At 66.3% G+C, this 20,346-nt stretch carries 17 protein-coding genes, 1 pseudogene and 1 riboswitch; of the genes and pseudogenes, 15 read left to right on the top strand and 3 right to left on the bottom strand.

Features of this window, described 5'->3' with window-relative positions:
• A partial coding sequence (locus ABIB25_RS27630) for a PKD domain-containing protein (RefSeq protein WP_502919917.1) occupies positions 1 to 732 on the top strand: 732 nt, incomplete at its 5' end.
• Between the two features lie 125 nt (positions 733 to 857).
• Complete coding sequence (locus ABIB25_RS27625; RefSeq protein ID WP_354531732.1) at positions 858 to 2,270, top strand: O-antigen ligase family protein; 1,413 nt, start codon at positions 858 to 860, stop codon at positions 2,268 to 2,270.
• Positions 2,271 to 2,540: 270 nt separating this feature from the next.
• On the opposite strand, the pseudogene ABIB25_RS27620 reads toward ABIB25_RS27625, so the two are convergent.
• Positions 2,541 to 3,008: pseudogene (locus ABIB25_RS27620) on the bottom strand (glycosyltransferase family 2 protein); the annotation flags it as partial.
• A 150-nt stretch (positions 3,009 to 3,158) separates the two neighbouring features.
• Here ABIB25_RS27620 and ABIB25_RS27615 point away from each other — a divergent pair.
• The 3 genes from ABIB25_RS27615 (at position 3,159) to ABIB25_RS27605 (ending at position 7,732) form a co-directional block, all read left to right on the top strand.
• The gene (locus tag ABIB25_RS27615; RefSeq protein WP_354531729.1) at positions 3,159 to 4,172 is read left to right on the top strand and encodes a glycosyltransferase family 2 protein; all 1,014 of its coding nucleotides are present in this window, start codon (positions 3,159 to 3,161) and stop codon (positions 4,170 to 4,172) included.
• Positions 4,169 to 5,665 (top strand): lipopolysaccharide biosynthesis protein, encoded by a 1,497-nt coding sequence (locus tag ABIB25_RS27610; protein WP_354531728.1) that lies wholly within the window; start codon positions 4,169 to 4,171, stop codon positions 5,663 to 5,665. The genes ABIB25_RS27615 and ABIB25_RS27610 overlap by 4 nt, the downstream gene beginning before the upstream one ends.
• A gap of 126 nt (positions 5,666 to 5,791) precedes the next feature.
• Positions 5,792 to 7,732 carry a tyrosine-protein kinase domain-containing protein gene (locus tag ABIB25_RS27605; RefSeq protein WP_354531727.1) on the top strand — a complete coding sequence of 647 codons (1,941 nt, stop codon included), beginning with the start codon at positions 5,792 to 5,794 and terminating at the stop codon, positions 7,730 to 7,732.
• Positions 7,733 to 7,748: 16 nt separating this feature from the next.
• Here the strand turns inward: ABIB25_RS27605 and ABIB25_RS27600 are convergent, their stop codons facing one another.
• Positions 7,749 to 8,309, bottom strand: coding sequence for an arsenate reductase/protein-tyrosine-phosphatase family protein (locus ABIB25_RS27600; RefSeq protein WP_354531731.1), 561 nt, complete (start codon positions 8,307 to 8,309; stop codon positions 7,749 to 7,751).
• A 201-nt stretch (positions 8,310 to 8,510) separates the two neighbouring features.
• Here ABIB25_RS27600 and ABIB25_RS27595 point away from each other — a divergent pair, with 201 nt between their 5' ends.
• The 7 genes from ABIB25_RS27595 (at position 8,511) to fgd (ending at position 16,798) form a co-directional block, all read left to right on the top strand.
• Positions 8,511 to 8,957 (top strand): FAD synthase family protein, encoded by a 447-nt coding sequence (locus ABIB25_RS27595; protein ID WP_354531726.1) that lies wholly within the window; start codon positions 8,511 to 8,513, stop codon positions 8,955 to 8,957.
• A gap of 264 nt (positions 8,958 to 9,221) precedes the next feature.
• Positions 9,222 to 10,895 (top strand): sugar transferase, encoded by a 1,674-nt coding sequence (locus ABIB25_RS27590; protein WP_354531725.1) that lies wholly within the window; start codon positions 9,222 to 9,224, stop codon positions 10,893 to 10,895.
• 130 nt (positions 10,896 to 11,025) lie between these two features.
• The gene (locus tag ABIB25_RS27585) at positions 11,026 to 11,949 is read left to right on the top strand and encodes a hypothetical protein (RefSeq protein ID WP_354531724.1); all 924 of its coding nucleotides are present in this window, start codon (positions 11,026 to 11,028) and stop codon (positions 11,947 to 11,949) included.
• Entirely contained in the window at positions 11,946 to 12,665 is a 720-nt protein-coding gene (locus ABIB25_RS27580; protein WP_502919916.1) for a nucleoside triphosphate pyrophosphohydrolase, read from the top strand. The genes ABIB25_RS27585 and ABIB25_RS27580 overlap by 4 nt, the downstream gene beginning before the upstream one ends.
• 89 nt (positions 12,666 to 12,754) lie before the next feature.
• Positions 12,755 to 12,871: riboswitch (SAM riboswitch) on the top strand.
• Between the two features lie 275 nt (positions 12,872 to 13,146).
• Positions 13,147 to 14,460: a bifunctional o-acetylhomoserine/o-acetylserine sulfhydrylase gene (locus ABIB25_RS27575; RefSeq protein WP_354531723.1), complete on the top strand. Its 1,314-nt coding sequence runs from the start codon at positions 13,147 to 13,149 to the stop codon at positions 14,458 to 14,460.
• Positions 14,461 to 14,500: 40 nt separating this feature from the next.
• Entirely contained in the window at positions 14,501 to 15,700 is a 1,200-nt protein-coding gene (gene metX / locus ABIB25_RS27570) for a homoserine O-acetyltransferase MetX (protein ID WP_354531722.1), read from the top strand.
• A gap of 99 nt (positions 15,701 to 15,799) precedes the next feature.
• Positions 15,800 to 16,798, top strand: a complete 999-nt coding sequence (gene fgd / locus ABIB25_RS27565; RefSeq protein WP_354531721.1) for a glucose-6-phosphate dehydrogenase (coenzyme-F420) — start codon at positions 15,800 to 15,802, stop codon at positions 16,796 to 16,798.
• A 105-nt stretch (positions 16,799 to 16,903) separates the two neighbouring features.
• Here the strand turns inward: fgd and ABIB25_RS27560 are convergent, their stop codons facing one another.
• Positions 16,904 to 17,377, bottom strand: a complete 474-nt coding sequence (locus tag ABIB25_RS27560; RefSeq protein WP_354531720.1) for a DUF1003 domain-containing protein — start codon at positions 17,375 to 17,377, stop codon at positions 16,904 to 16,906.
• A 321-nt stretch (positions 17,378 to 17,698) separates the two neighbouring features.
• Here ABIB25_RS27560 and eno point away from each other — a divergent pair, with 321 nt between their 5' ends.
• Genes eno through ABIB25_RS27545 form a run of 3 tightly spaced genes read left to right on the top strand, consistent with a single transcriptional unit; the run spans position 17,699 to position 20,346 of the window.
• A complete protein-coding gene (gene eno, locus ABIB25_RS27555) occupies positions 17,699 to 18,979 on the top strand; it encodes a phosphopyruvate hydratase (protein ID WP_354531719.1) in 1,281 nt (426 codons plus the stop codon).
• 57 nt (positions 18,980 to 19,036) lie between these two features.
• Entirely contained in the window at positions 19,037 to 19,822 is a 786-nt protein-coding gene (locus tag ABIB25_RS27550) for an FtsB family cell division protein (protein WP_354531718.1), read from the top strand.
• Positions 19,819 to 20,346 carry a DUF501 domain-containing protein gene (locus ABIB25_RS27545; protein ID WP_354531717.1) on the top strand — a complete coding sequence of 176 codons (528 nt, stop codon included), beginning with the start codon at positions 19,819 to 19,821 and terminating at the stop codon, positions 20,344 to 20,346. Before ABIB25_RS27550 ends, ABIB25_RS27545 begins: the two co-directional genes overlap by 4 nt.

Genomic DNA, 20,346 nt, shown 5'->3' with positions numbered 1-20,346 from the left:
TCGCACACCTACGCCACGGCGAACACCTACACGGTCACCCTGACTGTGACGGATAACCGTGGTGGCACCGACACGATCGCGCACGACGTGACCGTGAGCGGACCGACAATCCTGGCGGCTGACACCTTCGGTCGGACCTCGACCAGTGGGTGGGGCACCGCCCCAACCGGTGGCGCTTGGACCGTCGCCTCAGGGGCCGCCAACCTGACCGTCGCCGGCGGTGTGGGAAAGATGACCCTGGCTAAGGGCGTCACGCGGGTCGCCTCGCTAACCTCCGTAACAGCGTTGAACTCGAACACGCTTCTCGATGTCACGGTGGAGCAGCAGCCGGTCGGCGGTGGTGGACTAGCCTTGGTCACCGCCCGGAAGTCGGCCGGGGGTGAGTACCGCCTGCGGTTGAGCCTGAACGCCAACAACACGGTGGCGGTCTCTATCACCCGAGTGGTGGGCACCACCGAGACCGTGCTCGGCACAGTCACGGCCACCGGCGTCTCGACCACTTCCACCCTGCGGGCTCGGTTTCAGGTACAGGGCACAAGTACCACTACCCTGACGGGCAGCGTCTGGAACGCGTCGGGTAGCGAACCGGCCACCCCGACCATCACCCGGACCGACAGCACGGCCAGCCTGCAGACCGCGGGCAGCCCGGCGCTGACCGGGTACCTGGCCAGTACCGTCAGCAATGGGCCGATCACGCTGGACTTCGACAACCTGTCGGTAACGTCGAATTGACTTACGAATGACATGCTGACCGGGTGAGTTCGCCAGACCGACTGCGATCACGGGTCGCCATCGATGACACGATGGCGACCCGCGATCGTTGGGCTTCGTGGATCGTCCTAATCGCTGGAGCCTGGGTGGTCGTTCCGCGCCTCATGCAGAGCGTTCTCGCGGGGAAGGTCCGATCAGCTATCGGGTCCGGCGCCGTCAGCTTGAGCGGACCGGCCTACCTCATGCAGCTTGCCTTGGGCGTGGCACTGCTGGGAATGTGCGTGTGGGTCATCGTGCTTCGGCTGGCGCACCTGCCGAACCGGGGGAGGGCCCCGCTCGTGCTGACTTTGCTGCCCTGGGCTTACATGCTCCTCCGCGACTTATTCGTCCCCGTTCGGCCGCAGCTAGCAGTGTGGTTCTACCCGTTCCTGTTCGTGGCGATCTGGGCACTGCAACCGCGTCTCAAGGTCTTGGCCATGGTGGGCCGGCTGACCGGCTGGGTGGCCGGACTGTGCATCGCCCTTGCGATCCTCCTGCCCTCGAGCGGACTGATGTTTTCCGGCAATGGTGACGTCATCACGGTCGACAAACAGATCTTGCCCTGGGGCATCCTCGTGGGGATGTTTGGGCAAGGTAATAGTCTTGGACAGTTTCTCGTGCTAGGCCTGCCGGCGGTATTCCTCATCCCGCGGCAGTTCACCCGATACGTGTTCGTGATGCTCACCGTGTTCGCGTTGACATGGTCAGCCTCGCGAGGAGCGTTCGTGGCAGGCGGGATCGCGCTCGTCGCAGTCGGTATCACTGCTTGGACGCCACGCCCGGGGCGTCGGGTCGTGGTTGGCCTGTGCTCAATAGTCATGTTGGCGGTGGTGGTTATGCTGCCATTCTTGACTACCGATCTTGAGGCCTTCACGAATCGCGGGTTAATCTGGATCTACAGCATTCGATGGTGGCAGGACGCGCCGTGGACCGGGCTGGGAAGCAATTGGTACTCGGTGGTGGGCGGGACGTCCGCACGGCTGGCGGGGAGCGCGTTCCACGCGCACAACCAGGCAATCCAGCTGTTGGTAACCGGTGGCGTCGTCTTGGCGGCGCTGGCGCTACTTCAATTTTCTGTGCTCACCACCAGTGTCGCCCGGCTCGCCGAGACGGGGCGACTGGTGGGCGTCGGGTACCTCATGACACTTGGTGGGACCTTTGTCCTGGAAAGGACTCTCACGTACACGGACAACACCGGCATGCTGCCGACGGTCCTGGTCCCGATTGCACTGCTGTTGTTCGCGCACGAACATCAGGTCGCCTATCGAGGGGAAGACAACAGCCGGTACGGCGGTAACCTCGGGCATCAGGTTGAAGGTTTAGCGCCGGTACTCCTCCACGTTCCGTCCAACCAGCGCCTGCAGCAATCCGACCGCGGACGCGATATATCCCTCGCCGCTGGCGCGCAACGCTGGCTTGTGCCGGAGCGTGCCCCAAACGGTCCGACCCAGTCCCCGCCCGATTCGCACACCGGCGTTGAGCAACAGCGAACCACGAACACCGACGCGACGACGCGGTGAGCCGGCCAAGTCGAGGTCGACCCGCGCCCAGACGTTCGCGGAGCGGCGGAGCCGGGCAAGCACCCAGGTCCGTGTCGCCCGCTCGGGCGGCACCCGTTCACTGACCAGAGCCTCGGTCGACCAACGGATCTGTTCGCGCGCGGCGATCAGTGAGCGACTCAGCTTCGTGTCGCTACCGCCCGTCAGGCCGTATGCGTCGTCGAACCGCAGTCGGTGCCGATCGAGGACTGCGAGGTCAAGTAGGAGGTTGCTGGTAGGCGCCGACGGCATCTGCGCGCCATCGGCAAATAGTCTGATGTCAAACCGTCCTGAGGCGAGAACCCATGCAGGGGGTGGCGAGTCGAACTCGTAGCGGACCGGTCCGGCGACGGCGGCGCAGCCCCACTCGACCCATCGGCGGACCAGGGTGGCGAGCCAATCGGGGTCCGGCATCTCGTCATCGTCGATGAACGCAACCGCCGCACGGCCGGTCGCCGCAGCCAGCGCGGCGTTCCGAGCCGCAGCGATCCCGGGCCGGGGCTCCCGGTGGTATTCGAGTACCGGCCAAGCGGAGCGCAAGGCGCTGACGATGGCTGCTGCCGAGCCTTCCGGGTCGTTGTCGACCACGATGACGCAGGTACCCGGAACGTCCACGGTGGCCTGCCGTGCGAGTTCGGGAAGCAGGCGGGCCAATTGGTCGGTCCGGCGAAACGTAGCTAGTGCCACGGCCACTCCCAATCGGGTGGTCGGATCACCCATTCGTGCCTCCGCAAGTTGCTCGTCCAACCAATGACGGCGTCCTACTGGGTACTACGGTAGCCTACGGATGATCAACTCCTCGGTTGCATCATTGTTGGTTCGTGACGTATTTCGCCATTTTCTTGAATTGCTGCCCCAGGACCGGTGTCAATGTCTAGCTCGACGATCGTGGTGGCTGTCGTCACATACTGTCGTCCCGGCGCTGTCGCCGAACTTCTTTCCGAGGTGCTGCAGCAGTGTGCAGCCCTGGACCGGGCGGTGGTGCTAATTGTCGACAACGATCCCACCGGGTCGGCCAAGCCCACGGTTCAGACCGTCGCGGACACGGCGGGGGACGGCGCGGCGGGACGGGAATCGCCCGCCGTCCAGTACGTCAGGGAGGACCAGCCGGGCATTGCAGCTGCCCGCAATCGCGCGCTAGCCGAGGCCACACTCTGCGGGGCCGACTTGCTTGTATTTATCGACGACGACGAGCGGCCCGAACCGCAGTGGCTCGAGCACCTCCTGGCCACATACTACAGATCCCGGCCCGCCGCGGTCGCCGGACCCGTCGTATCGACATTCCGGGGCGAGGTGCACCCGTGGATCCGGGATGGTGCGTTCTTTGAACGGAAGCGATTCGCCACCGGCACGCCGGTCCCTGCGGCCGCATCTAATAACCTCCTGCTCGACCTGCACCAGGTGAGCGCCTTCGGACTGCGCTTCGACGTCCGGTTCGGTCTGACAGGCGGTAGCGACACACTGTTCACCCGGCAGTTGGTGCGGTCCGGAGGTGCCATCTTGTGGTGCGACGAGGCCGTCGTCACCGACGTCGTCCTGGCTGACCGGCTCACCCTCGCATGGGGGGTTCGCAAGCTGTTCCGGATCGGCAACACCGATTCGCGGGTCGCCATCGCCCTGTCGGGAGGTGGCATCGGCCGCTTCTCGGCACGTGCACGTTCGGTCGCCCGCGGGTCGGGACGGGTGATCGTCGGGGCGAGCCGGCTCGTCGTTGGCGCAGTACTACGCCGACCCGTGTTGCGGGCCGGCGGTCTCCGCCTGTCCGCACGCGGTGCCGGGCTAGCGGCGGGCGCGGTTGGCATCATCTTTTCGGAGTACCGGCGCCCAGCCACAGCCGTGCGTGCCACCTCCACTACCCCGCCGCGAACGGCTCCGACTTCGTGACCCTTGGAGACCGAGCAGCCAAGGCGACAAGCATCACCCTGGCAGTGCAGGCGATGCGGACGGTCGTGCAGTTCGTCTCGACGATTTTGCTCGCACGTCTGCTGCTACCCGACGACTTCGGGCTTGTCGCGATGGTCACTTCGGTTGTCGGCATCGCGGAGCTGATCCGGGACTTCGGACTCTCGATGGCGGCGGTTCAGGCCAAGGAGGTGACTTCGGAACAGCAGGACAACCTCTTTTGGCTGAACCTAGCGCTCGGAACCGGCTGTGCCTGCCTCGCTGCGGCGGCGACCCCGCTGATCGTGGCCGCATATGGCGAGCCCCGGATCGAGCCGTTGATCCCCGTTTTCGCCGGTCTGTTCGTTGTAAGCGGCTTCAACACTCAGTTCCGGGCACACCTGGTGCGGCACATGAGGTTCAAGGCGATCGGGTTCGGCGACCTCACTGCGCAGATCTTGTCAGTCGTGCTCGCGCTGATCCTGGCGTTACTCGGGGCCGGGATGTGGGCCGTGGCCGCGCAGCAGATCGCCTTTACAACCGTGACCTGCGCCTTCAACGTGATCAACAGCAAATGGTGGCCCGGACGCTGGCATCGAGGAGTACCACTGCGTGAGTTTCTGCGCTTCGGCGCCAGTCTGGCCGGTACCCAGATCATCGCGTTCCTCGTCCGGAACGTCGACAACATTGGTATCGGTGTCGTTTGGGGAGCGACTGCTACCGGCATCTACAACCGCGCCTACCAGCTCATGACCATGCCGCTTGCGCAGATCCAGGCGCCGATGACGCAGGTGGCGGTTCCGGTGCTGAGCCGTGTCCAAGACGATAAGGCGACCCTGCTTCGGTATGCGATGAAGGCGCAATTGGTGGCCTGCTACATCACGACCACAGTGTTCGCGGTCGCCGCTGGGCTGGCGGGGCCGCTGGTACTCCTACTGCTCGGACCGAATTGGGGCGCCGTCGTGCCGATCTTCCTCGTGCTGGCGCTCAGCGGAGTCTTCCGGGCTCTTGCCCAGGTGGCCTACTGGATCTATCTGGCGGTAGGCGCCTCAGGGGCATTGCTGCGGCAGCGCGCCGTGACCGGTTCTTTCACGGTGGCGGCGATCCTGGCCGGCCTGCCCTGGGGCCCGATCGGCGTGGCGTGCACCGGAACGGTGGCTAACCTGGTTGTGTGGCTCGTGGGTGTCTGGCACTGCGGTCGGGCGACCGGACTGCGGACAACCCCTCTCACGACCAACGCATTGCGGATAGTGGCGGCCATCGGCGCACCATGTGGCCTGCTGTCGTGGGCCGGGTCGCTGCTACCGGTCGGGCCACTACTGCAGATCGTTGTCGGTCTAGCGCTGGTTTGCGTCTATCTGTTTGTTGCCTACCGCTTCATCCCGTCCGTTCGATTGGATGTGCAGCAGGTCACGGCAATCGTCCGCCGCTCGTTGCCCGACCGATTCCAGCGCCGTGGGCGTCACTCTCGGACCAAGGGCGTTGCCTCGGCGTGACCATGGGCAACGCCACTCGTTCGGCGGACCTCATCGCGATCCGGCCCGACGGCATGCGAGGATATCTTGGGTCGGGCCTGTGGGGAGCGACGATCCGATAGAAGGTTGTCACGAATGAATATGCGGTTGTATCTGGAGGTGCTGCGGCGATCCTGGTGGATCGTGGCCATGCTGACCGTTTTGGGCGGAGGAGCCGGTAGCGCCTATGCGTACACCCGCGAGCCGGTCTACGCCGCGTCCGTTACCTTCTTCGCCGCTACTCCATACACGACGAATGGCTCCGCCCTGGCAGGTGATGATTTTGGACAGCAACGGGTGAACACCTACACCCACCTCCTGAAGAGCGATCGGCTCGCCAGGGCGATCCTGACAGCCGACCCCAGCTTTCGCATCAGCCGGGCGGATCTCAGTCAGTCACTCACCGGATCGGCCGACCTCAACACGGTGCTACTGACGGCCGACGTCCAAGCCGGATCCACTGACGTGGCACTCCGGATCGCCACAGACGTCGGCAGGCAGTTCCCGATCATGGTGCAGCAGGTCGAGACCACGAACTCTGCGCAGCCGGCGGTCAGCCTGGTGGTAGTTTCTGGTCCATCGGTACAGCTCACTCCAGTATCGCCCCTCAAGTCCCTGATCATCGCGATCGCGTTGGCCATTGGCCTCGCCCTGGGGCTGTTGGTCGCGATCGCCCGTGATGTCCTGGACAACAAAGTGCGCAAGACTGAGCAGCTGCGTCAACTCGTGGGGGCCCCGCTACTCGGGGTGATCCCGAATGACCAGCAGGCCACCAAACAGCCGATCGTAGTCGGCGACGACAAGTACTCGCCCCGGGCGGAGGCGTTCCGTCGGGTCCGGACCAGCCTCCGATTTGTCAGCGTGCAGCAGCGCACCACGGTGATCGCGATATCCTCCGGCTCGGAGGGAGAGGGCAAAACGAGCGTAACCGCCAATCTTGCTGCCGCTTTTGCGACCGCCGGCGAACGGGTGCTGGTGATCGACGGCGATCTTCGCCGGCCCAGACTGGGCGCGCTGTTCGACGTCGATCATCGTGCCGGGTTGACTGATGTGCTGCTGGGGTCGGTCGCCGTCGAGGAAGCCGTGGTCCGCGGTCCGGTAGACGGAATGTGGGTGCTCGGCTCCGGCGAGCGGGCACCGAATCCGGCCGAACTCCTTGGCAGCAAAGCGATGCACGCCCTTATCGCCGATGTGCGCGAGAATTATGATGTCGTCCTGATCGACACACCGCCGATCCTTCCAGTGACCGATGCCGTGGTGGTCGGCGACGCCTGTGACGGGCTGCTGCTAGTTGTGCGGGCCGGTCGGTCCACCCGGCACAAAGTGGTCGAGGCGGTAACAACGGCCGCTGACTCCGGTACGCGATTGATCGGTACCGTACTGAACGGCGTCGCGGTGAAACGCTCGGACAGTTACTACGACAGCAACCGCTCCGAAGTGAGCAACAAGACGCGGCGCGGCACGAGCGCATCGCAAGCTTTGCCGCCGAGCCCGAGTACCGCGCCAGTGGCGGCCGCAGCGTCGGCCCCGCCCGCATTGGCCGCCGACGAGCTGGAGATCGGCAGTCGGATGGCGTCCGTCGGGGTGAAGCCTGCTGCGGATGTGGAGGTGAAGCCTGCTGCGGATGTGGAGGTGAAGCCTGCTGCGGATGTGGAGGTCGAGCCTGCTGCGGATGTGGAGGTCGAGCCTGCTGCGGATGTGGAGGTCGAGCCTGCTGCGGATGTAAAGGTGGAGTCCGTTGATGCTCTCGGCAGGGGCCTGATTATCGAGCGGGAAACGGAGGCCTCAGCCGAGGCCCCTGAGCTCTCGGTGACCGAGGCAATCCCTCAGGTGCCGAGTGCGGATGTCTCAACCGCCGGACAGTCACGACCGGCCACGGAGGACGCGCAGACAGCTGGCGCGTCCTATCGGCGTGGCGCCTCATCGCAGATCGAGGACGGGGCTCCCGCCGTGGCCGTCGAGAACGGGTCGCCAGCTAGGCACCGGCGACGAGGACTAACTCATCCGTCAGTGGGTGTCCGCCGGCGGTTCGGACAACAGGCACCGTGACTACTGAACGGGCTGGTCAGCCGGACGGGCGGCGACCCGCGAGTCCCCACCGGAATACCTCTTGACTCTCCGCGATCCGGTCGGCACACCGACGGACCCAACGGCGACCATGCCCGGTCGGATCGGTGAGGTCGTTGTCTTCCGGACGTGCCGCGGGTCGGCGACCCCGGTTGGCGATGGCCGAGCGAATTAGCTCCAACGTCCATGCCTGGTTCCATTGCGGAAGTCCTTCGATGCCGTCGGCGAGCCGGCGGAACTGGAGAAGCGTGAAACACCGGTCCGCCGCATCCGGCACCAACCGGACCACCGTGTCACGGTGGTCGCGACCCGCTGTCAGTATGAGGTCGGCCCGCTCCACCAGATCCGCCCGCAACCGCCGACTGACGAACGCCGAGGAGTCGACACCGCGTTCCGCGAGCACCCGTGCCGCGTCCGCGACGACCGGGGCCCCACCCACAGCCTCAATGCCTGCAGATCCGACGAGCACATCGGCAGCATGCCCCGACAAACTCAGTAGATCTCGCAACATGAGTTCGGCCATGGCCGACCGGCAGCGGTTAACGCGACAGACGTACAAGATGGAGGTGACAGGTCGAAACCCCGGGGATTCGCTCAACGTGGTGACCTCCGCCCTATATTGACCCTGAAGGCCCAAAATAGCGCCAGGCCGTTTCGCACCCCTAGAGTTGGAATCATAGGCCAGTCAGCATTGCGCAGGCATGCAAGGGGGCCTCCGGCGGCTCCGCAACAGGTCCGACTATATGAAGAGGTTAATACTGTGCCGGTACGCATCGGTTACGCCCCCGGGGCGTACGACTTGTTCCATGTGGGTCATCTGAACATCCTGCGCCATGCTCGCGAACGGTGTGACTATCTGATCGCCGGGGTCGTGTCGGACGAAATGTGCGAGCTGACCAAGGGGGTCCGACCGGTCATCCCGCTCGCCGAACGGCTCGAGGTCGTCCGCAGCGTGCGCTACGTCGACGACGTCTATGCCGAGACGACCACCGAAAAGCTCGACGCCTGGCAGGATCTCCACTTCACCCACATCTTTAAGGGTGACGACTGGTCGGGCACCCCCAAGGGAGACAAGCTCGAGCGGGATTTCGCCGGTGTCGGTGTTGAGGTCGTCTATTTCCCCTACACGATTCATACCTCCAGTACCGTCCTCCGCCGGGCACTTCAGGCGATCTCTGCCGACCCGCCGATGGAAGCGACGTCTTAACCGATCCGCGCGTGTCGGCTTCGTGACCGATTGTCACATTTCCTCCTCGAACAGGTGAGTTCAGTGACGATTGCTTCCCGTCGTTGCTCGAATCGACTACCGTTTGTCAAAGTCAGGGTGCGCAAGGGTCTATCGAGTTTTCGTACGGGTGCCGCCCTGGCGGTCCGCCGTGAAAAAACGAGCTGTCAAGTAGGGGAGGGTGGTTGGAGTGATGACACCAGTTCGGTCTTCTGTCTCGCGCCCGCCCCGCGGGATGGGCGATCGATGACCACCAGTACCCCAGAACGCTCAGGATCTCGAGCTGAGGGTTGGCCCGGAACCACGCCGGCTTCGGTCGAGTTCGGCCCCCAGCTTGGCGATCAAGATCCCTCTTACCGATTCGCGACCCCCAAGACTCTGACGCCTCCGGCACGTGAGACGACGATCTCCCAACGTCTGGAGCCCCCATCCACAGCTACGGTCTCCCCCCCAGACCGGCAGGCGCCACGTAAGACCTGGGCCTACCGGTACGGGATACGCTTGTGGATCGGTGACGCAGTCAGTGTGGCTTGGGCGTCGGTCGGTGCGCACATGGTGCACATGGGCACGCTTAGCAGTCGCGTCTCCCGCGACCCGGATTCGCTTCCCTTCATCGCGCTGACGATCTTCCTCGCATGTGCCTGGATGATCGCGCTGCACTGGGGCGGGACCAGAGATCCTGAGGTGGTGGGGCACGGGCCCGAAGAATACAAGCGGCTCGTCCAGACCTCGTTCGGTCTCTTCGGTCTGGTCGCCATCTCTTCCTACGTCTTCAATCTGCACCTACCGCGCGCCTACGTCCTGGTCACCCTTCCCGCCGGTTTGGTGGCGCTGCTACTTTCCCGTTTCACCTGGCGCAGGTGGTTGCATTCGCATCGGCTCAACGGCGACTACATGTCCATGGTGCTGGTGGTCGGCAATCTTCGGACCGTCCGCGAGCTGCTCACCGATCTCCGGCGAGCACCTCTGGCTGGCTACGGCGTATTGGGCGTCTGCATCCAGCAGAACTCTCCGACCGGCGAATTGAGTCTCGATCCGGACACAGGCGCCCGGATGGTCGATGGAGTACCGGTGCTGGGCGGGTTGGAAGATGTGGCGGCGACCGCCCAGCGGTTCGGTGCAGACACTGTCGCTGTCACCTCGACCGCCAGTTTCGGTCCGGCCGCCGTCCGCCGGCTCAGCTGGGAACTGGAGAAGACCGACATTCAGCTGGTGCTGGCCCCCGCCCTCACCAACATCGCGGGGCCCCGCATCCACACAAAGCCGGTCGCCGGATTGCCGCTCATTCACGTCGACCGCCCCACCTACCGGGGCGCCAACCGCATCGTGAAGAGGTCCTTCGACTGGATCGGCAGCGCCGCCATCTTGGCGCTTGCGTCCCCGTTCTTCCTCGGACTGATGGCTGCGGTGAAGTTGAGCAGCCCCGGTCCGATCTTCTTCCGCCAGGAGCGGGTCGGTCTCAACGGCAAGACCTTCCGGATGATCAAGTTCCGCTCGATGGTCGTCGACGCGGAAGCCCGGCTGGCCGATCTCAAGAATCAGCAGCGGGACGCCGGCAACGACACGCTCTTCAAAATGCGCAACGATCCGCGGGTCACCAAGGTCGGCAAGTTCATCCGCCGCTTCAGCCTCGATGAGGTTCCGCAGCTGATCAACGTCCTGAAGGGCGACATGAGCCTGGTGGGCCCGCGTCCGCCGCTCATGGACGAGGTCGCCACCTATCACGGCGAGGCCAGGTTGCGGCTTCTGGTACGGCCCGGGATGACCGGGCTGTGGCAGGTCTCGGGGCGGTCGACCCTGAACTGGGAGGACACCGTGCGACTGGATACCTATTACGTCGAGAACTGGTCGCTGACGTCCGATCTCGTCATTCTCTGGAAGACCGCCAAAGCCGTGCTTTCCGCCTCCGGCGCGTACTGAGACTGAGCCCAGGTCTGTCGCCAGGGTCGAGCACCGTCGTGCCCCGGCTCCGAATTGCCGCGAACCGGTGTGGCAGGCTGAGGCCGTTGCACAGTCGAGGATCGAAGGCGATCAACTGGGAGGATCCACCGTGACCTTGTTCGTCCAGGTCCGAAGGCATCGGATCGGCGCTCGCCGTCAGCGCCTGGTGGGCCTTGCCCTTGCGCTTGCGTTGACCTCGTCGACACTCGCTGCCTGCCAGGTGACGGCCGGATCCGCGGTGGTCATCGACGGCGCCGGCATCTCCGAAGCCGCAGTGCAGGCCGATACCGGAGCCTTCGTCGCTGCCAACGTTCCGACCGGTGCGACCACGGCCCAGGTGTCGGCGTTGAACCGGGCTCAGATCACCTTCGCCGTTCGGCACGCGCTGCTGGCCAAGGCGATTGCCGCGGGCCAGATCTCGGTGACCGATGCGCAGATCAACGCGGCCGCTGCGCAGGCCGGCCAGTCCACTTCCAAGCTCGCCACCCAGCTCGAACTACCGGCCTCCGAGGAGGACGCCGTCCTCCACGACGTCGTCGCTCTCCAGGCCCTGGTGCAGGCCATTCCGGCCCAGGGTGTCCAGGTGGGCAACATCTCGGTGACCGCCGAGGGTGTGCCGGCCGCCACCCGCGACCAGGCGGTCGCACTGCGGTCGGAGTACCTGGCCGATCCGGCCAAGATGGACGCGGTAGTGGCCGCGGCAGGGACGGGAGTCATCCCCAGGGCGGTCTACACCCTCTTGACCAAGCCGGCCGTCGGCGCGGCGGGCCTGTTCGGAGCGACCTCCGGTTCGGTCTTCATCGTGCCCAACTCCGACGCCTATCTCGTCCTCCGGGCGACCGGGCGGTCGGTGTCGGCCGGCACGCTCGGGCAGGCCGAGTTCAGTTCGGTCTCAGGTCTGTCCGACGCCTTCGACCTGGGTGTCCTGTTGCTGGGCAAGTATGTAAGCAGTACGTCGATCTCCGTCAACCCGCGTTACGGGGTGTGGGATCCAGGAACCCTCCAGGTCATCCCCGGCAACGACGGCCTATGACGGCCGCTCTGCCGGACGACAAACCGGACGACAACCCGGAGGTACGGATCGTGCGGCAACCAGCCGGTCGCGGAGCGGGGCTGCGTCGAGCCGTCGAGGTGATGGACCGGCTGCGCTCGCCGGGCGGGTGCCCGTGGGACGCCGAGCAGACGCACGACTCGCTCCGTCGTTACCTGGTGGAGGAGTGCTACGAGCTGCTCGAGGCCATCGAGGACGGCGACGACGCTGCCATTCGGGAGGAACTGGGGGATGTGCTGCTCCAGGTGCTCTTCCACGCGCGCATCGCCGCCGAGCGCGGTGCCGACGACGGTGGATTCGACATCGATGACGTGGCAGGCGATCTCGCCGACAAGTTGATCCGGCGACACCCGCACGTGTTCGGGTCTGCCGAACCCCTTCGTACCGCAGCGGACCAACAGGTCCGGTGGGACGAGCTCAAGAAAGCCGAACGGGGCCGATCGTCCGTCCTCTCCGGCGTGGCACTCGGGCAGCCGGCCACGGCCTTGGCCGCCAAGCTCGGCTCGCGCGCGGCCCGGGAGGGTCTGGCCGTCGAACTGCCGACGGGTGATTCGGCCGCCGAGCAGATCTTCCGGATCGCCTACGCGGCCGGAGCCGCCGGCGCCGACCCGGAGGCCGACCTCCGGGCGGTGGCCAAGGACGTGGCCCAGCGTCTGCAGGAAGCCGAGAGCGCCGGCAGGTCCCTGGACCAGATGTAGGGGTCGTCGGGGACAGCATTTGATGCCGGAGGAACGGCGGCCACCCTGCCCACCCCGAAGGCCGTGCGAGCCCGCTACACTCGTCGCCAGGTCTTGAGTTCCAGCGACAAGCGCCGGCTTGCTGGGCGGCAACCCTCCACTCGCGGTGGGGTGCCCCGGATGATGACCAGGCGGTTCACCGAGGTGGTGATCCGCAAGCGCGGGCCCGCCAGCGGGCGAGCCCCAGTCGAGAGCGAATGGGAGAACCGCTGTGCGCGAACGAATGTGTTGTTGCTCCTGACCTGACGGCCGGGGCGACCCTGGTCCTGCACTGCGTGCAGAGGGACCACATCCTTGTTCCGCCCGGAAACCTGCGGGCCGAACGACCCACCTCGTCGCCACGTCCGTCCATCCACCCCAGATCGTTGGCTCGACCCCAGATCAGTCCTCGACCCACCCTCCGCCTCTTTCCCACCACCCCACACCCACCAGGAGCGCAAAGATGAGCCCCAACTGGTCTTTCGAGACCCGCCAGATCCACGCCGGCCAGACCCCCGACCCCACCACCAAGGCGCGGGCGCTGCCGATCTACCAGACGACGTCGTTCGCCTTCGACTCCTCCGAGCACGGACGCAAGCTGTTCGCCCTCGAGGAACTCGGCAATATCTACACCCGGATCATGAACCCGACCACGGCCGTGGTCGAGGAGCGGATCTCCTCTCTCGAGGGCGGTGTCGGCGCTCTGCTCGTCGCGTCCGGCCAGGCGGCCGAGACACTGGCCATCCTGTCGATCGCGGAGGCCGGCGACCATATCGTCTCCTCGCCGCGGCTCTACGGCGGCACCTACAACCTGCTGCACTACACGCTGCCGAAGTACGGCATCACCGTCGACTTCGTCGAGAACCCGGACGACGCTGACGCCTGGCGTGCCGCGGTCAAGCCGAACACCAAGCTGTTCTACGCCGAGTCGATCTCCAACCCCCAACTGGACGTCCTGGACTTCGAGGCCGTCGCCGGTGTCGCACACGAGAACGGTGTGCCGCTGATGGTCGACAACACCGTCCCGACGCCATTTCTCATCCGCCCCTTCGAATTCGGCGTCGACATCGTCGTGCATTCGGCGACCAAGTACCTCGGCGGCCACGGCACGGCCATCGGCGGCGCGATCGTCGACTCCGGCAACTTCGACTGGACGGCCGACCCGGAGAAGTTCCCGAACTTCAACAACCCCGACCCGAGCTACAACAACCTGGTGTGGGGACGCGATCTCGGTCCCGAGGGTCTCTTCAAGTCCAACGTGTCCTTCATCTTCAAGACCCGACTCCAGTCGCTGCGCGACATGGGCCCGTCGATCTCACCGTTCAACTCCTTCCTGCTGGCCCAGGGCATCGAGACGTTGAGCCTGCGCATGGAGCGCCACGTGGACAACGCGACCAAGGTCGCCCAGTTCCTCGAGGGCCGCGACGAGGTCGAGTCGGTCTCGTACCCGTCACTCGCCTCCAGCCCGTGGAAGGCCAACCAGGAGAAGTACTCTCCTCGCGGCGGCGGCCCGATCGTGGCCTTCGAGATCAAGGGCGGTGTCGAGGCCGGCCAGATCTTCACCGACGCGCTGGAGGTCTTCACCAACCTGGCCAACATCGGTGACGTGCGCTCGCTGGTGATCCACCCGGCGTCCACCACCCACGGCCAGCTGTCCCCGGCCGAGCAACTGACCACCGGTGTCACCCCCGGGTTGATCCGGCTGGCCATCGGCACGGAGAACATCGACGACATCCTGGCCGATCTGGAAGCGGGTTTCCGGGCAGCGAAGTCCTGATGCCCGTCACTTGCTGCAGTCCGTGTGATCAGTGACCCTGGTGACGCGTACCAACGATGCCGCCGGCTCGCCTTCGGGTGCGGCCGGCGGCAGCGTTCGTGGCGAGCCGACCGGCAGCCAGGAGCCCCTTGCCCAGGGTGCCGGGCAGCCGTCCGGACGCAGGTTCGTCGAGATCGGTGACCTGGCACTGGAATCCGGCGAGGTGCTGCCGTCGGTGACGATGTGTTTCGAATCGTGGGGACGCCTGGACGAGGCGGGTGACAACGCCGTGCTCGTCCTGCACGCCCTGACCGGTGACTCCCACGTGACCGGGGCGACCGGGCCCGACCACCCGACGCCGGGCTGGTGGGACGGCCTCATCGGGCCGGGCGCTCCGCTCGACGACGGACAGTTCTTCGTGCTCGCCCCGAACGTGCTGGGCGGATGCCGCGGAACCACTGGTCCCTCGTCGATCTCGCCGGACGGGCGACCGTGGGGTTCCAGGTTCCCGTCGCTGACCACCCGCGACCAGGTCTCCGCCGAACATGCCCTCGCCCGCGCCCTGGGCATCCGTCGGGTGGTCGCGGTGATCGGCGGGTCGATGGGCGGCATGAGGGCCCTGGAGTGGGGTGTCACGTACCCCGACGAGGTCGACCGGGTCATCGCCATCGCCACCACCGCAGCTGCATCGGCTGACCAGATCGCCTGGGCCGCACCACAACTTGCTGCCATCCGGCTGGACCCGGAATTCCGTGCCGGTGACTACTACGACGGGCCCGGCCCAATCGGCGGCATGGCCGTCGCACGCCAGATCGCACACATCACCTACCGCTCCGGGTTCGAACTCGACCAGCGATTCGGTCGTCAGCTGCAACCCGGCGGCGGTGCCACCTCGCGACCCTGGTTCGCCGTCGAGTCCTATCTCGCCCACCACGGCGAGAAGCTGGGACGACGATTCGATCCCAACTCCTATTTGGTGCTGACCGAGGCGATGAACGCCCACGATCTCGGCCGCGGACGCGGGGGTGTCGAGGCCGCGCTCCAGCGCATCAACGCGGCGCTGACCGTCGCCGTCGTCGACTCCGACCGGTTGTACACCCCGGCCGAGGGCGTGCGGATCGCTGCCGCACCGGCGGCGGGTCCATTGATCACGATGCATTCCGATCACGGCCACGACGGGTTCCTGATCGAGGCCGACCAGGTCGCGGCTGTCGTCCGGGATGCGCTCGGTTCCGGCCGCGCCCGAGCGGTCGACGAGTAGCCCACGGACCGAGGGTCGGGACCCGGCGAGTAAGAATGAGAAGCGGCGACCGGTCGCAGACCGGGTCATCGTCGTCGATCCGCATAAGGAGCAAGATCAATGGCATTGCGTCTGGGGTACAAGGCCTCCGCCGAGCAGTTCGGACCGAAGGAACTGGCTGACTTCGGTGTGCTGGCCGAGCAGGCCGGGTTCGACTCGGTGTTCGTCTCCGATCACCTGCAGCCCTGGCGCCACGACGGCGGGCACGCCCCGGCCGCGCTGCCGTGGCTGGGCGCGCTCGGTGCGCGGACCGAGAAGATCGTCATGGGCACCAGCGTGCTCACCCCGACGTTCCGCTACCACCCGGCCGTCATCGCTCAGGCCTTCGCCACCCTGGGCATGCTCTTCCCCGGCCGGGTCATCCTCGGCGTCGGGTCGGGGGAGTCGTTGAACGAGGTGCCCCTGGGCCTGACCTGGCCCGACGGGAAGGAACGCTTCGCGCGGATGAAGGAAGCCGTCACCCTGATCCAGCAGCTCTGGCGCGAGGACCGGGTCACCTTCGAGGGCACCTACTACCAGACCGACAAGGCCACCATCTACGACAAGCCGGAGCAGCCGGTACCGATCTACATCGGCGCGTCGGGCCCGGCGGCGACCCGGCTGGCCGGACGCATCGCGGACGGCTTCATCACCACCTCGGGCAAGGCCGACACGCTCTACCGGGACACGCTGCTGCCCGCCCTGGCCGAGGGCGCCGGCAAGGTCGGCCGGACGCTGGACGACATGGACCTGCTGATCGAGATGAAGGTGTCCTTCGACCACGACCGCGAGCGGGCACTGGCGGACACCAAGTACTGGGGTGCGCTGGCGCTGACGCCCGATCAGAAGATGGGCGTCGAGGATCCGCTGGAGATGCAGCGCCTGGCCGACGCACTGCCGGTCGAGCAGGCCGCCTCCCGCTGGATCGTCTCCACCGACCCGGAGGAGCATGTCGAGAAGATCAAGCACTACGTCGATCTCGGGTTCAAGCACCTCGTCTTCCATGCCCCCGGCCCCGATCAGGCGAAATTCCTGGAGCTCTACGGCACCGAGGTCCTGCCCCGCCTCCGCGCGCTGTAGTCAACCCCACCCCGCGCTGATCAACTTCGACGGCGCTCATGATCGGGTCGATTCGCGTCACTTCGGTCCCATTGACGTCACGATGATCAGCGCGGCGGAAGTTGATCAGCGCGAAGGCGCCGGATCATCGTGGTCTGCGGGTTTCACGACGACCCGCCCGTCCGGTGAGGCCGACAGCAGTCGCTTGTGCAGCTCTGCGGTCAGGACGTGGATCTGACGGGTCAGGTCGGTGTTGGTCTTGAGCTCCAGTTCCTGCTCGACGAAGTCGTGGTCGGCCTTGTGCTGCTGGAAGGCGGCCGCCCGGTTCTGCCCGATCATCACGAAGGTGGACAGGAAGATGGCCTCGAGGGAGACCACCAGCGTCAGCGTCGGCCACGGTGACTTCTCGATGAACAACATCCACGAAGCGAACACGACGATGTGCAGGTAGACGAACATCATCGACCCGGCGAACGAGGTGATCGTGTCGGCGACCTTCAGCTGGAGGTCACCGGCCCGGTGCTCGATCTGGGCCGCGACGGTCGGGTGGTGCTGGACGGCCTTGGTGGTGGCCTGGGTCGTCGAGGTGGGTTTGGTCATGAGGGACTCCGGAGCGGTCAGGGGCCGGGAAGGCGGAACGGAATTCGTTATCGAAGCGCACTATCCACCGTCGTGGCCACCGGGTGACCCGAATTCACCAAATCGTCACCCCGTCGCGGTCCCGGCCGGGCCAACCGGGCGAGTCAGGTGCCGACAGGGCGGTTCGCGCCGATAGGGTGATCCCGGGGCGCAACCCCCGACCTCTGGCGTAGCCGTGCCCGGTCGCGTACGTGCATCAGCGTGCGTGGTCGTCCTCCGCGGCCGTGGCAGCGCACAGCCTGAACCTGAACCTCAACCTGCTACTCACGAAAGGATGTGCCCGTGGCGGCCATCGAACTCATCGGAGCCCGCGAGATCCTGGATTCCCGGGGGAACCCCACCGTCGAGGTGGAGGTCGCGCTGGAGGACGGTTCGCTGGCCCGTGCTGCCGTTCCGTCGGGAGCGTCGACCGGCGAGCACGAAGCGGTCGAGCTTCGTGACGGCGACATGTCCCGCTACCTGGGCAAAGGCGTGCAGAAGGCGGTCGAGGCCGTACTAGACGAGATCGGGCCGGAGCTCGTCGGCTACGACGCCACCGAGCAGCGCCTGATCGACCAGAAGCTCATCGACCTGGACGGAACACCGGACAAGAGCCGAATCGGTGCCAACGCCATCCTCGGGGTCTCGCTCGCCGTCGCCAAGGCGGCCGCGGAGTCGGCCGAGCTGGAACTGTTCCGCTACATCGGCGGACCGAACGCCCACATCCTGCCCGTCCCGATGATGAACATCGTCAACGGCGGCGCCCACGCCGACACCGCTGTCGACGTCCAGGAGTTCATGATCGCGCCCATCGGCGCACCGACCTTCCGCGAGGCCCTGCGCTGGGGCGCCGAGGTCTACCACTCGCTCAAGTCGGTCCTGAAGAGCAAGGGCCTGTCGACCGGGCTGGGTGACGAGGGCGGCTTCGCGCCGTCGCTGTCCTCCAACCGGGCGGCCCTCGACCTCATCAGCGAGGCGGTGACGAAGGCCGGCTTCACCGTCGGCACCGACATCGCCTTCGCCATGGACGTTGCCGCCACCGAGTTCCACTCCAACGGCTCCTACACCTTCGAGGGTGCGCAGAAATCCTCCGCCGAGCTCATCAAGTACTACGCGGAACTGGTCGCCAACTACCCGATCGTGTCGATCGAGGATCCGCTGTCCGAGGACGACTGGGACGGCTGGGTCGCGATGACCGCCGAGATGGGCACCAAGATCCAGATCGTCGGCGACGACCTGTTCGTCACCAACCCGGACCGCATCGAGGAGGGCATCGCCCGCGGCGCCGCCAATGCCCTGCTGGTCAAGGTGAACCAGATCGGCACGCTGTCGGAGACTCTCGACGCCGTGACGCTCGCCCAGACCTCCGGGTACCGCTGCATGATGAGCCACCGCTCCGGCGAGACCGAGGACACGACCATCGCCGATCTCGCCGTCGCCACCGGCTGCGGCCAGATCAAGACGGGCGCGCCGGCGCGGTCCGAGCGGGTGGCCAAGTACAACCAGTTGCTGCGCATCGAGGACAACCTGGGCGAGGCCGCCCGCTACCTCGGCGAGCTGGCCTTCCCGCGGTTCAAGGCCTGACCCGGTCAGATCTGACGAGAAGCAGCGGTTGCCGGATCTGACGAGGAGCAGCGGTTGATGGACAGCAACTCACGACGTCGCGCGGGCGGCACCGGCCCCTCACGGGGCGGCGCCGGGTCGCGTGGCGGACGTGCGCTGCGGTCCGGTCGTCCGGTCGTCAACCGGCGAACGGCCGACGGCGCCACCCCGGCGGACGACCTGAAGGACGTGGCACCCTCCCGTGCCGCGTCCACCCGGCCGGCCGGCACCAGGCCGGCCACCCACAGCGGCGGCCTCGGCCGTCGTATCGGGCGGATCTCTGCCGGGTCCGGTGCTGCAGCAGGGACCGGGCCGGCGTCCCGGACCCGATCGCAACTGGCCAAGCAGGTTGCCGTGCTCGGTCTGGTCTTCTGCGCGGTCGCGCTCGTCCTCGCCGTGCCCCTCCGCCACTATCTGGCCCAGCGGGCGGCGTTGGGCGTCGAGGTCAGCCACGAGCAACAACTGCGCGCCGAGTTCGCCTCGCTGGTCCAGGAGCAGGCAGCTCTCACCGAGCCCGCCTACATCCAGGCCGAGGCGAAGCGACGACTGCAGTACGTCCGACCCGGTGACACGGTCTACGTCGTCCATGCTCCGCCCCTCGCGGCAGCCAAGGCAGCACCGGCGAAGGTGGCGGCTCCGGACGTGCCGTGGTACTCGAGCCTGTGGGACACGCTGTCGGATCCGGTCGTGACGGCCTCGCCGTCCAATCCGGCGACCGGGTCCGCTCCGGTGACGCCGACTTCGTCGTCGACGGCGTCTTCGTCGGTGGCCCCACCGGCTCCATCAGCCCCGGTGACGCCGCCGACCAGCAAGGCGTCGAGGTGACCGAGGAAGCGGCTCTGTTCGGTGCTGCGATCGACCTGCACGATGTCACGGATGCGGACCGCGAGGCCTTCGCCCGGGAGCTGGGCCGGCCCCCGCGGGGCATCCTGGCCGTCGCCTACCGGTGCGCCCACGATGTGCCCGCGGTCGTACTCACCTCACCCAGGCTCGAGGACGGCACACCGTTCCCGACGATGTACTACCTGTGCTGCAAGGAGCTCAATGCTGCGGTCAGCCGGATGGAGTCGTCCGGGATGATGCGCGAGATGACCGACCGACTGGGAGAGGATCCCGATCTTGCGCAGGCCTACCGACTGGCGCACGAGAGCTACCTGGCTTCCCGGAATGTGCTGGGTGATCTGGGCATCGCCGTCACCGCCGGCGGGATGCCGGACCGGGTGAAGTGCCTGCACGTACTGGTGGCTCACTCTCTCGCCGTCGGACGCGGCGTGAACCCACTCGGTGACGAAGCCGTCGATGCGCTGCCTGACCACTTCCGCGGCGAACCGGCCTGCTCATACCTGTGA

It is taken from the genome of Nakamurella sp. UYEF19 (assembly GCF_040546275.1).
GTDB lineage: Bacteria > Actinomycetota > Actinomycetes > Mycobacteriales > Nakamurellaceae > Nakamurella.
This window is presented reverse-complemented; position numbering and strand designations above follow the sequence as displayed.